This is a genomic window from Streptomyces sp. NPDC002324 (assembly GCF_053593335.1).
In genome coordinates this window covers 94,849-107,316 of sequence record NZ_JBSFCF010000014.1, presented here as the reverse complement: position 1 = coordinate 107,316, position 12,468 = coordinate 94,849, and the positions used below count along the sequence as shown (strand labels likewise).

Below are 12,468 nucleotides of genomic sequence, written 5' to 3'. Positions count from 1 at the left end.
GCGTGGGTGGCTGCGGGGCGGTTCGTGGCCGGTCGCGCAGTTCCCCGCGCCCCTTCCGGGGCGTTCCGGGGTTCCACGGCCCCCTATGCCGTGGCCAGCGCCGGCAGTGGCCTCGCCCTGCTCGTCAGGGACTCGTCGTAGCGGTGGAGGATCAGCTTGGCCATGGTGGGGTGGGCGCCCAGGGGGGCCGCGGTGATCCAGGGGGCCGCTTCGGCGCATTCCCTGGCGAAGCGGCCGGGGGCGGTGAAGTAGGAGGCCACGGCTATGCGGGTGCGGCCTCGGGCGGTGAGGCAGCGGACGGCTTCGGGGACGGTGGGGGCCGCGGCGGAGGCGTAGGCGGGGAGGACGGGGACGCCGAGGCGGTCGGCGAGGAGGCGGGCCGTGCGGCCGGTGTCCTCGGCGGCCTCGGGGTCGCGGGAGCCGGCGGCGGCGAGCACCACCGCGCTGGTGCGGCGGGTGGCGGCGCTCATCCGGGTGCGCCAGCCGGCCTCGACGAGACGGGCGTGCAGGGTCTCCACGAGGAGGGGGTGCGGGCCGAGGGGGGCGGCCAGCCGGGTGCGGGCCTCGGCGGCGGCCGCCATCTCGGGGATGTCCTGCTTGACGTGGTAGCCGCGGCTGAGGAGCAGAGGGACGAGGACCGCTGCCCGGTCGCCGAGGGCGGCGAGGGTGTCGGGGAGGAGGGGCTCGTTCAGCTCGATGTGGCCGAGGTGCACGGCGAGGCCGGGGCGCCGCTCGCGGACGCGCTCCATGAGGGTGCGCACGGTCGCCAGGGCGCGCGGGTCGCGACTGCCGTGGGCCACGAGGACCAGGGCGGGCGGTGCCGGACGCCGGGTTCCGTCGCGGGAGACGCGGCTGAGCTGGGCGGCCAGCTGGTCGGTGATCAGGTTCATGATGTGCGCCGTACTGTCGAGGTCCGCGTTCGACTTGCTCGTCGTCGCCGTCATGGATCCATGGTGCCGGGGGGAGGTTGCCTGCCCGTTGCACGGTGGTCACGGGTGTTTTCCAGCGGTTCACCGCGCGGGATGCGGGTGTGTGAACCCGCGTGACCTGGCGTTTCCACTCGTCCGAGTGAAGCTTGTCACGCCTGGCGGTGAACCGGAGCGACACGGATGACGTCTTCGTTGGTCGGAAGGACGGGCGCGGTGGGGCCCGTCGGAAACAACCAGGACACATTCGCCGGACGCCTACGGGGTCCGGGAGACGGGGGTGGGCCGCCGTGAGGCGTGTCGGGCGGGTGGTGCGGCTGCCGCGTACGCGGACGGGCCGGCGGCGGGCCGTGCAGGTGGTGATGCTGCTGTGCGTGCTGGCACTGCTGCCCTCGACATGGATGTTCACGGCGGCCGGCGACCGGCTGCGGAGCACGGCCGACGTGCCGCGCACCGAGGTCGCGATGGTCTTCGGCGCGGGGCTGTGGCAGGGCGAGCCGTCCCCGTACCTCGCGCGCCGGCTGGACGCGGCGGCCGAGCTGTACCGGTCGGGGCGGATCAAGGTGGTGCTGGTCACCGGGGACAACAGCCGCGTGGAGTACGACGAGCCGGACGCGATGCGCGGCTATCTCACCGAGCACGGCGTGCCCGACGACCGCATCGTCAGCGACTACGCCGGGTTCGACACCTGGGACTCCTGCGTCCGGGCCAGGAAGATCTTCGGCGTGGACCGCGCGGTGCTCATCAGCCAGGGCTTCCACATCCGCCGGGCGGTCGCGCTGTGCCAGGAGGCGGGCGTCGAGTCGTACGGCGTCGGCGTGCAGGACCGGCACGACGCGACCTGGTACTACGGGGCCACCCGTGAGCTGTTCGCGGCGGGCAAGGCCTCCCTGGACGCGCTGTTCGAGCCGGACCCCCGCTTCCTCGGTCCTGAGGAAACGGGGGTCTCGAAGGCGCTGGCGTCAGCGGGCCGGTGAGCGCGCCGTCAGTGCTGGACGGTGCCCCAGGTGCCCTGGTCCACGGCGCAGCCCCACTTCTTGCCGTCCGTGGTCTTGCCGTAGACGGCGAACTTCACCTCGTAGAGGTCGGTGCGCAGCATGCGGGTGCTCACCTTGAAGGCGGCGCTCTTGCCGGGCTTCAGCGTCTTGGCGGCGACCTTGACGATCTGGTTGGTCTTCTGCGTGATCTTGGCGCCCTTGGTCGTGACCGTCGCCTTGCCGAAGCGCAGGCTCTTGGTGTTGGTCACCTTGAGGCTGACGTCCTTGAAGGTCACCTTCTTGCTGGAGTTCGTGAGACCGAACCGGAGACCGCCGTTGGTCACCCAGTTGTTGTTGTCCACGTAGAACTTCTTCAGGTAGGTGATCTTGATCGGGCAGCTCGCGGCGGCCTGCGTCTGGACGGTGGGCTGCGACCCGGTGGACGCGGCGGACGCCGCACCGGCGAGGCCCAGCTGGGCGGCGGTGAGAGCACCGGCGGCCCCCAGGACGGCGACGGTGGTGCGCATACGGTTCACGGTGTTTCCTCTTCCCCCTACGGCCCTCGCACGGGCCATGTGACAGGACGTACGCCACACCGGGGCTCGCGGCTCGGTCCCCGTTCGGTCCCCGTCGTCGGTGGCGCCTGTAGTTCTTAGCACGCACGGGCCGAACACGTGGACGGTAAGCGCTTGCCCGGCCGCCTACGGTGACAGAACCGGGACATCGACACACCCGTCGTTCACCCCTCGCGCCGCGACGGCGCCGACCGGCTCCTCACGCCGGGCGCGGGCGCGCCGGGAGGTCCCCGTGCCGGTGGCGTAACGGGGAGCGTCCCGGCGCGTAACACGTCCGCCGCACGCTGGGCGGTATGCCGAACTCCGCGACGCCCACCCACTGCCCGTACTGCGCCCTGCAGTGCGGAATGAACCTGACGCCCGGTGCGGACGGGACCGAAGGGGTCGTAGTGGTCACGGAGCGCGCGGACTTCCCGGTGAACCGGGGAGCGCTGTGCGGCAAGGGCCGTACGGCGCCGGCGGTGCTCTCGTCCCGGGTCAGGCTGACCAGTCCCTTGGTCAGAAGGGCGGGCGTCCTGGAGCCCGCCACCTGGGACGAGGCACTCGACCGGATCGCCGAGGGGCTCACCCGCACGCGGACGGAACATGGCCCGGACGCGTGCGGAGTGTTCGGCGGCGGCGGGCTGACGAACGAGAAGGCCTACGCGCTCGGCAAGTTCGCGCGAGTGGTGCTCGGCACCTCGCAGATCGACTACAACGGCCGGTTCTGCATGTCCTCGGCGGCGGCCGCGGGGATGAAGGCGTTCGGGCTCGACCGGGGGCTGCCGTTCCCGCTGGAGGACATCCCGAGGACGGGGTGTGTGATCCTCGTCGGCTCCAATCTCGCGGAGACCATGCCGCCGGCGCTGCGGTATCTGACGGAACTGCGCGACAACGGCGGCACGTTGATCGTCATCGATCCGCGCCGCACCCGTACGGCCGAACAGGCCGACCTGCATCTGTCCCCGCGTCCCGGCACCGATCTGGCCCTGGCCCTCGGCCTGTTGCACCTGATCGTGGCGGAGGGGCGCACGGACGAGGAGTACATCCGCGAGCGGACGAGCGGGTGGGAGGAGGCCCGTGCGGCGGCCATGGCGCACTGGCCGGAGTACGTGGAACGGATCACGGGGGTGTCCGTTCCCGAACTCCGCGAGGCGGTACGGCTGTTCTGCGAGCCGGAGCACGCGATGGTGCTCACCGCGCGCGGCCCCGAGCAGCAGTCCAAGGGCACGGACACCGTCGGCGCGTGGATCAACCTCACGCTGGCGACGGGCCGGGCCGGCCGGCCGCTGTCCGGGTACGGCTGCCTCACCGGGCAGGGCAACGGGCAGGGCGGGCGCGAACACGGCCAGAAGGCCGACCAGCTGCCCGGCTACCGCAAGCTCGTCGACCCCGAGGCCCGGCGGCACGTCGCCGAGGTGTGGGGCGTGGACCCCGACAGCCTGCCCGGACCGGGCCGCAGCGCGTACGAACTGCTCGACGCGCTCGGCGGCGACATCAAGTCCCTGTTGCTGATGGGCTCCAACCCGGTGGTGTCGGCGCCGCGTGCCGCGCACATCGAGGACCGGATCAGGTCGCTGGACTTCCTGGCCGTGTGCGATGTGGTGCTGTCGGAGACGGCGGCGCTCGCGGACGTCGTGCTACCGGTGACGCAGTGGGCGGAGGAGACCGGCACGACGACCAATCTGGAGGGTCGGGTGCTGCTGCGGCGGCGCGCGATCAGCCCGCCCGACGGGGTCCGCAGCGACCTGGAGGTCATGCACGCGCTGGCCGACCGGCTGGGCGTGGAGAAGGGCTTCGCGACCGATCCCGAGGAGGTCTTCGAGGAGCTGCGGCGGGCCAGCGCGGGTGGCCCCGCCGACTACTCGGGGATCACCTACCGCCGGCTGGCGGAGGAGAACGGGGTGTTCTGGCCCTGCCCCGCGCCCGTCGGCGACCTGCCCGTCGGCGATCTGCCCGCCGGCGACCTGCCCGCCGTTCCGGGTGCCGAGGCGCACCCCGGCACCCCGCGGCTGTTCCTCGACCGGTTCGCCACGGATGACGGCCGGGCCCGGTTCGTGCCCGTCTCGCACCGGGCGGCGGCCGAGGAGCCGGACGCCGAGTACCCGGTGCTGCTCACCACCGGGCGCGTGGTCGCCCAGTACCAGTCGGGCGCCCAGACCCGGCGGGTCGACGAGCTGAACGCCGCCGCGCCCGGCCCGTTCGTGGAGCTGCACCCCCGGCTGGCCGAGCGGCTCGGCGCGGTGGAGGGTGCCCCGCTGGCCGTGGTCTCCCGCCGGGGCCGGGCGGTGGCCCCGGCGCGCATCACGACCGCCATCCGCCCCGACACGGTCTTCATGCCGTTCCACTGGCCGGGCGAGGGTCGTGCCAACACCCTCACCAACCCGGCCCTCGACCCCACCTCCCGCATGCCGGAGTTCAAGACGTGCGCCGTGCGGGTGGAGACCGTGGGCGAGTGAGGTCACGCCCGGGGTCGGGCTGATGGCGCTTGAACGTTCACGCTTTCCCTTATGTTGATCCCGTGTGGTTGTCCCGACGCATCACCATGGTGGGGACGGCGCAGGCGCAGCTCGCCGTGACCGCACGGGAGTACAGCCGACCCGGGGGGATCGCATGCCGGAGCACGACAGTCACCGCTGGACCGACTCGTTCCCGTGGAGCCTCTCCTACCGCTGGGGGCACTCCGCGCTGACCGCCGAGTTCGACCTGAGCGGTGACACGCCCCGGCTGCTGCGCGTACGCCGGCCCGGCGAACCCGAACCGGGCCCCGAGGAGGCCGGGACCGACCGCTCGCTGCCCCTGGTGGACCTGGTTCTGCTCGGCGAGGGCACGGGCTGGGCGAGACCCCGCTTCACGGGGACGGCGATCGGGGGGCGTCTGCGGTACCGGGCACACCACTCGACGTACGGGGCCGGGCTCGACGCGGCGGCGCCCACAGCCGCGTCAGGGTCCGCTGCCGGGTCCGGGGCTGGTGCCGGGTCCGGGTCCGGGTCTGATTCCGGGTCTGATGCCGGGTCTGGGGCTGATGCCGGGTCCGGGTCTGATGCCGGGTCTGGGTCCGGATCAGGGTCCGGTTCCGGTTCCGGATCAGGCGAGAGTGACGGCTGGCACCGGCTGACGTTCGAACTGCATGACCCGGTCAGCGGGTTGACCGCCTTCGTCGAGTACGCCTCGCCGGACGGCGTCCCCGTGCTGCGTTCCCGGGTCCGGCTGCGCAACGACGGCGCCGGGACGGTCACCGTGCGCTCCGTCGGCAGTCTCCTCCTCGGCGGGCTCCCCTCCCCCGACGAGCTGTCCGTCCTGCGGGCACGCAACGACTGGCTCGCGGAGTGCCGTTGGTACACCGAGCCGCTGCGGGACTCCGTGCCCGACATCGACCACCGGGTGCACGGCGGCAACGGACACGCGGCGGCACGCCTGGCCGGGCGCGGCAGCTGGCCCACCGACGGGCATCTCGCGATGGGCGCACTCCGGCACCGCAACGACGACCGCACCTGGCTGTGGCAGATCGAGTCGGCGTCCAGCTGGGTCTGGGAGGCCGGCGAGTCGGCGGGCGGGGCGTATCTGGCGCTCGGCGGCCCGACGTACGACGAGCACCGGTGGCGCGCGGTGCTGGAACCGGGCGCCGACTTCACGACGGAGTGGGCGGCCCTCGCCCTCGGCACCCGCTTCGACGGCGCCCTGGCGGCCCTGACCTCCTACCGCCGAGCCGTACGCCGCCCCCACCCGGACCACACCCGGCTGCCGGTGATCTTCAACGACTACATGAACACGCTGATGGGCGACCCGACCACGGAGAAGCTGCTGCCGCTCATCGACGCGGCGGCGGAGGCGGGCGCCGAGTACTTCTGCGTGGACGCGGGGTGGTACGACGACGGGGACGGCGGGGAGGACGGCCGGAGCGGGGGAAGCGCGGGCACGGACGACGCCGACTCGCCCGGGGGGTGGTGGGACAGTGTGGGCGCCTGGCTTCCGTCGGCGCGGCGCTTCCCCGGTGGTGGTGACGTGGGTGGCACCGGTGACGGTGGCGGTGGTGATCCCGCCGCCGGCATCCGGGTCGTGCTCGACCGGATCCGGGAGCGGGGGATGGTGCCGGGGCTGTGGCTGGAGCCGGAGGTCGTCGGGGCCCGCAGTCCGCTCGCCGGTGAGCTGCCGGCCGAGGCCTTCCTCCGGCACGAGGACGGTACGCGCGTGACCGAACAGGGCCGCCATCAGCTGGATCTGACCCACCCGGCGGCCCGCGCCCACCTCGACGGGACGGTCGACCGACTCGTCGGTGAGTGGGGCGTCGGCTATCTGAAGCTCGACTACAACATCACCACCTCGGCGCCGGCCCACCTCGCCCACTCCCGGGCCTGGTTGTCCTGGCTGACCTCGATCCTGGACCGCCACCCCGGGCTCGTCGTCGAGAACTGCGCCTCCGGCGGTATGCGCATGGACGGCGCGTCACTGGCCGTGGCCCAGCTCCAGTCCACCTCCGACCAGCAGGACCCCCTGCGCTACCCGCCCATCGCGGCCGCCGCCCCCACCGCCGTGCCTCCGGAGCAGGGTGCCGTCTGGGCCTACCCCCAACCGTCCTGCACGGACGAGGAGATCGCCTTCACGCTCGGCTCCGCGCTGCTCGGCCGCATCCATCTCTCCGGCCACCTGGACGGTATGACGGACCATCAGATCGCGCTGGTGCGCGACGCGTTGACGGTCCACAAGGCGATCCGGGCCGACCTGCGCACATCCCTGCCCTTCTGGCCCCTCGGACTTCCGGGCTGGACGGACGACTGGATCGCGCTCGGGCTGAGACCGCCGGTCGCGGGCGCGGGGCCGGTGTACGTCACGGTCTGGCGGCGGGGCGGCTGCACCGAACGGTCCCTCACCATGGGGCCCTTCGCCGTCCCCCGCACCGGGACGGGCGCGCCGCGGGTGGACGTCCTGCATCCGTCCGCGACCACGGGTACGGCCGCCTGGGACGGACCGGAACTGCGTGTGCGCCTGCCCGAAGCCCCGTCGGTCCTGCTGCTGAGGCTGACACCGTCCGCGTCGCCGGAAGGGGTACGGGGCAGCGCGGTCTAGGGCCGTCAGAAGGGCCCTAGGCGGACGGCGGCGGGCGGCGGCCCCGCCAGTCGCCGTCCTCGATCAGTTTCCCGCCGGCCCGCAGCCCGGCGGCGACGGCCGGGGCCGCGACGTACACCCAGGCCCGTACGACCGTGCCGTCGTCGAGGGTCGCCGGGCGTTCCACCCGTTCGTAGAGGTTCGCGGGGTCGCCCGGGGCGTACTCCTCCAACTCGTCCAGGGCGCGCAGGAGTTCGGCGTAGGACTCGGTCCGGGCGGTGACGAGTTCGCCGGTCACGGCGCCTCCTCCCCCGCGGCCCCCGCCGGTCTCCTCCGCGGTCTCCTCCACGGCGTAGGGGTATCCGGGGCCGTCGTACAGGGCCATGCCGCGCATTCTGGCGGGGCGCTCGGCGCGGGTGCGGCCACGCAGGAAGAGGTCGTGGTTGACCTCTCCGGGGCGGAGGGTGCCGTAGACGAAGAAGGGGAGCACCGTACTCCTCCGGCGGGTCGAGCGGATCAGGAGGGTGGGAGGGGGAGGCCGTCCGTGTAGTCGTTGTACGGGCGGGGGATCTTCTTGAGGCTGTGGGCGTCGAGGGCCGCCTCGGCGGAGCTTGTGCCGAGGGTGCCGGCGTGGTGCCAGGTACCGGTGAGGGTGACCCAGGTGTCGGCGGGCGGGGCCGGGGTGTCGTGGACGCGTACCTTCACGAACTGGGCGTCGGCGGCACAGCAGCTGAAGATGACGCGGGTGAGGTACCAGCCGGCGTCCCCGGCGCCGTCGCCCGTCCCGGAGGAGGTTGCCCTGTCCGGGGTGACGAAGCCGGTCAGCTGGACGGTGCGGCCCTCGATGGCCCGGTCGCGGTCCTGCTGCACCCGGCGGGTGAAGTCCGTGAGGGTCATCGGGAGCGGTGAGGTCTTGGGCAGGGGGTCGAACGCGTCCTGCTCGGTGATCGTCACCGCCTTGGGGGGCTCACGGGAGGCGGTGTACGCGCCGATGGCCGGCGGGGCGTAGAACAGCAGGCTCAGGGCGGGGAGGAGCAGGAGCCAGGCGACTCGGGGCGGGGTGGAGTGATCGTGACCGTGGCCGTCCTCATGGTCGCCGTCGTCCTCGTGGTCGCCGTCGTCCTCGTGCCCGTGTCCGTCGTCGTACTCGTGCCCTTCGTCGTGGCGGTCCTGGGCGGCGGTCCTGCGCTGCCTCCACAGTGACCACGCCTCGGCCGCGCCCAGCACGAGCAGCAGCGCGCCCGAGGCGACGAGGAGGGGGTGCATGCCCTTCTTGACGTATCTGAGGTAGTGGTCGGTGAGGAGGGTGGCGTGCAGAAGGCCGAGGCCGCAGAGAAGGAGAAGGAGCGCCTGCAGGGGTCGTTTCACAGCAGGACGGCTCCGATCAGGACGCTGCACAGGATCGCAACGACGACGGTCGCGCTGGAGAAGCGGACCGCGAAGGCCCGGCCGAAGGTGCCGGTCTGCAGGGCGATCAGCTTGAGGTCGACCATGGGCCCGACCACCATGAAGGTCAACCGCGCGGTCGGTGAGAAGCCGGTGAGGGACGCGGCGACGAAGGCGTCGGCCTCGGAGCACACCGAGAGCAGGATGGCGAGCGCGGCGAGGAACAGCACCGACAGCCAGGGCGAGTCGGCGAAGGTGTCGAGCACGGTACGCGGGACGAGGACGTTGAAGGTGGCCGCGGCCATCGCGCCGACGACGAGGAAGCCGCCCGCGTGCAGGAAGTCGTGCTGGAAGCCGGTGCGGAACTCGTTCCAGCGGCTCTGCCCGGGCCGGTGTCCCGTGTGCCGCGCGACCGGCTTGAGCCACTCCGCGCGCCCCAGCCAGAGCCACAGCCAGCCCATTCCGGCGGCCGTGACGAGGGAGGCGAGCAGCCGGGCCAGCACCATCTCGGGGCTGCCGGGGAAGGCGATGGCCGTGGCGGTCAGGACGATCGGGTTGATGGCGGGCGCCGACAGCAGGAAGGCGAAGGCGGCGGCCGGACTGACCCCTCGCCGGATCAGACTGTGCGCGACCGGCACCGACGCGCACTCGCACCCGGGCAGGATCACCCCGGCGGCACCGGCGACCGGGACCGCGAGCGCCGGCCTGCGGGGCAGTACCCGGGTGAACACCCGCGCCGGTACGAACGCGTTGATGGCACCCGACAGAGCCGTACCGAGCAGCAGGAACGGCAGCGCCTGCACGGCGATGGAGAGACAGACGGTCCGCCACGCCAGTACGGCCGGTTCCTCCATCCACCTCGCCATGGCGAACAGCGCGACACCGGGGACGACGGCCGCGCCGAGGAGCAGCAGGGGCCAGTGACGGGGCCAGGTCTGGTCGGGGGACGCGTCGGCGTCGGAGGCCGCGTCGGCGTCGGCGGGTGTCATCGGCCCGGCCACCGCGGCTTCCGGGCCGTCCGTCGCCCCGTGTGGCCCGGGGGTCGCCGGCGCTTCGGCCGGTTCATCTGTCTTCTGCATGCCCACTCCGCACATCCGGACGTTCGGGTCGAACATAGCGGGCGCTCGGGGCGGCCCGTCTCAGACCCCGTCCAGCAGGGACGCGAGGCCGTCTTCGAACGCCGGACCGAGGGTCTCGCCGCCGAGCGCGACGACGGCGTACGAGCGGCGCAGGAAGCGGCGAAGGGTGGGTGTGTCGAAGCGGATCATGGCCATGCCGTGCGGTGAGCGGAGTTCCACGACGGTGTGGGCCGAGCCGTAGGGCCACAGGTGTACGTCGCCGATGCCGGTCGGCCTGTCCAGCCCCTCCGCCAGCAGGGCGCGAGCGAACGCCCAGGTCACGTTCACGTCGTCGGCGGAGACGCCGGCCGGGAAGTCGATGTGCACGGCGAAGGGGTCGTCCGGGGTGTAGCGCAGGGTGGTGCGGACCGGGACCTCGTCGTAGTCGGGGGTGATCAGGCGGGCGCGGGCGCGTTGTTCGAGAGCTGGGGGTGTGGGCACGGTGGGCTGCGCGGGGTGCATGAGCGGTCTCCAGTTCAAGCACGTCAGGTGCTTCGGGTCCTTCGGGTGCTGCGGGTGCTGCGGGTGCTGCGGGTGCTGCGCGTTCCTCGGGTGCTGCGCGTTCCTCGGGTGCGGCTGGTGCTGCGGGTCCGTCGGGGGTTTCGGGTTCTTCGGGCGCTTCGACTTCTTCATGCGGTTCAGGCCCTTCGGATGCTCGGAGGTCGCGGGCTCGTGTGTTCGTCAGTTGTCTCTTCGGGTGACACCCGGTCCGACTGCGCCAAGGCCCCCTGTATTACGCCGCCTTGGCGGTAACCCGCTGTGATGTGCGTCACTTTGTGTAATTACTTGAGATTTTTGTCATTGCAACATACAAAATCGGCCACATCCCATCAGCAGGTGACTGGAGAGCGTTCCCGCCATGACCGACGGCCTGCCCGCGTCCACGTCCGCGACCGCCGCGTACACCCGGATCTTCGAGGAACAGCACCCGCGCCTCGTCGCGTACGCGCGCTCCCTCACCAGGAACTCCTGGACCGCCGAGGACCTCGTCGCGGAGGCGCACTTCCGCGTGTGGCGAAGGCTGTCGGCGGGGCACGAGATCGACAACGTCCCGGCCTATCTGACGACGACGGTCCGGCATCTCGCGACGGCCGCGGGGACGGCCGCCACGCGCGAGACGCCGCTGGATCCGACGGCTCCCGAGCGGGTCGAGGCCGACGTCCGGGTGGCCGCCGGTGCCGCCGACCCCGCTGAACAGGTCTCCTCCGTCGATCTGCTGGTGCGTGTGCTGGGCCAGCTGCCCGAGCGGTGGGTGCGGGCGCTGTGGCTGGCCGAGGCCGAGGGGCAGCCGCTGGAGACGGTCGGGCAGCGGATCGGTGCCAAGCAGGGCGCGACGGCGGTGCTGCTGCACCGGGCGCGTGAGGGGATGCGTCAGGCCTTCCTGCGCGAGCAGCCGGGGGCGCCGGTCGATCCGGCGTGTCAGGTGCGGTGGGGGCGTATGCCGGCGTACGTACGCGGTACGGCGACCTCGCGGCAGTCCGAGCAGTTGCTCGGCCATGTGGACGTGTGCGACGACTGCCGGGCGCGGCTCGCGGTGCTGATGCGCACGAACGACCGGCTGCCGGCGCTCGTCGGTCCGGCGCTGGTGGTGTTCGTCGTGGGCGGGGGTGGGGGCAAGTTGCTGCTCTCCCTGACGGCGGGGTCCGCCGGGGCGGTCACCGCGCTGGGCGGGGCGGGTGGGTATGGCGGGCAACTGCTGCATGCGGTGCGGCAGGTGGCTACGGGTGGGGCGAGTGGGGCTGGTGGGGTGAAGGTGCCCGCGGTTGCGGCCGTGGGGGTGGCTGCGGCGGCTGCCGTCGTGGTGGGCGGTGTCCTTCTCGCGCCCCTCGACTCGGATGTGGGGGCGGCTCGGCGGGTGCCGGTCGCGCAGGCTCCGGTGCCGCATCGGCCCGAGGGGCGGTCGCCGGAGGTTGTCGAGCGCCGGGGTGTGGTGGTGGGGGTGGGGTCGCGTCTGCCTGGTGGTTTCGGGGCGGGTGGGGGTGAGGGGGTGTCGGTGCGGGAGGGGGTACCGGTGGAGGGGGCGCCGCCTGTGCGGGAGGGGGCGCCGGGCGAGGAAGCGCCGCCTGTGCGGGAGGCGCCGCCGGGCGAGGAAGCGCCGCCCGTGACGGAAGAACCACCCGCGGTGGAGGCGCCGCCCGTGCAGGAGGCGCCGCCGGGAGAGCAAGCGCCGCCCGTGCAGGAGGCGCCGCCGGGAGAGGAAGTGCCGCCCGTGACGGAAGAACCACCCGCGGTGGAGGCGCCGCCCGCCGAGGAAGCGCCACCCGTGCAGGAAGCGCCGCCGGTCGAGGAGGCGCCGCCTGTCGAGGCGGCACCACCTGTGCAAGAGGCGCCGCCCGCCGAGGAAGCGCCACCCGTGCAAGAAGTACCGCCGGTCGAGGAGGCGCCGCCTGTCGAGGCGGCACCACCTGTGCAAGAGGCGCCGCCCGCCGAGGAAGCGCCACCCGTGCAAGAAGTACCGCCG

Annotated in this window: 10 protein-coding genes; 4 read left to right on the top strand and 6 right to left on the bottom strand. The window is 72.9% G+C overall.

Annotation, left to right across the window (positions count from 1 at the left end; all coding sequences use genetic code 11):
- Positions 1–83 precede the first annotated feature (83 nt).
- Entirely contained in the window at positions 84–944 is an 861-nt protein-coding gene (locus ACWCRJ_RS20165) for a sirohydrochlorin chelatase (RefSeq protein ID WP_450940527.1), read from the bottom strand.
- Between the two features lie 344 nt (positions 945–1,288).
- Between ACWCRJ_RS20165 and ACWCRJ_RS20160 the strand changes: the two genes are divergently transcribed.
- Complete coding sequence (locus tag ACWCRJ_RS20160) at positions 1,289–1,903, top strand: SanA/YdcF family protein (RefSeq protein ID WP_237547372.1); 615 nt, start codon at positions 1,289–1,291, stop codon at positions 1,901–1,903.
- 8 nt (positions 1,904–1,911) lie between these two features.
- Here ACWCRJ_RS20160 and ACWCRJ_RS20155 read toward each other — a convergent pair whose 3' ends face one another.
- Positions 1,912–2,430, bottom strand: coding sequence for a hypothetical protein (locus ACWCRJ_RS20155; RefSeq protein WP_450940526.1), 519 nt, complete (start codon positions 2,428–2,430; stop codon positions 1,912–1,914).
- 341 nt (positions 2,431–2,771) lie between these two features.
- Here ACWCRJ_RS20155 and ACWCRJ_RS20150 point away from each other — a divergent pair, with 341 nt between their 5' ends.
- The gene (locus tag ACWCRJ_RS20150) at positions 2,772–4,916 is read left to right on the top strand and encodes a molybdopterin oxidoreductase family protein (protein WP_450940525.1); all 2,145 of its coding nucleotides are present in this window, start codon (positions 2,772–2,774) and stop codon (positions 4,914–4,916) included.
- 154 nt (positions 4,917–5,070) lie between these two features.
- The gene (locus tag ACWCRJ_RS20145) at positions 5,071–7,524 is read left to right on the top strand and encodes an alpha-galactosidase (RefSeq protein ID WP_450940524.1); all 2,454 of its coding nucleotides are present in this window, start codon (positions 5,071–5,073) and stop codon (positions 7,522–7,524) included.
- Positions 7,525–7,540: 16 nt separating this feature from the next.
- On the opposite strand, the gene ACWCRJ_RS20140 is transcribed toward ACWCRJ_RS20145, so the two are convergent.
- From ACWCRJ_RS20140 to ACWCRJ_RS20125, 4 genes are read right to left on the bottom strand one after another with little or no spacing between them, the layout of a single operon-like run.
- Complete coding sequence (locus ACWCRJ_RS20140; protein WP_450940523.1) at positions 7,541–7,993, bottom strand: gamma-glutamylcyclotransferase family protein; 453 nt, start codon at positions 7,991–7,993, stop codon at positions 7,541–7,543.
- A gap of 26 nt (positions 7,994–8,019) precedes the next feature.
- Positions 8,020–8,871 (bottom strand): TIGR03943 family putative permease subunit, encoded by an 852-nt coding sequence (locus ACWCRJ_RS20135; RefSeq protein ID WP_450940522.1) that lies wholly within the window; start codon positions 8,869–8,871, stop codon positions 8,020–8,022.
- Positions 8,868–10,004 (bottom strand): permease, encoded by a 1,137-nt coding sequence (locus tag ACWCRJ_RS20130; RefSeq protein ID WP_450940521.1) that lies wholly within the window; start codon positions 10,002–10,004, stop codon positions 8,868–8,870. The genes ACWCRJ_RS20135 and ACWCRJ_RS20130 overlap by 4 nt, the downstream gene beginning before the upstream one ends.
- Before the next feature lie 24 nt (positions 10,005–10,028).
- A complete protein-coding gene (locus tag ACWCRJ_RS20125; protein WP_450940520.1) occupies positions 10,029–10,469 on the bottom strand; it encodes an SsgA family sporulation/cell division regulator in 441 nt (146 codons plus the stop codon).
- Positions 10,470–10,866: 397 nt separating this feature from the next.
- On the opposite strand from ACWCRJ_RS20125, the gene ACWCRJ_RS20120 reads away from it, so the two are divergent.
- The coding region (locus tag ACWCRJ_RS20120) for a sigma-70 family RNA polymerase sigma factor (protein WP_450940519.1) at positions 10,867–12,468 on the top strand (1,602 nt) is incomplete at its 3' end.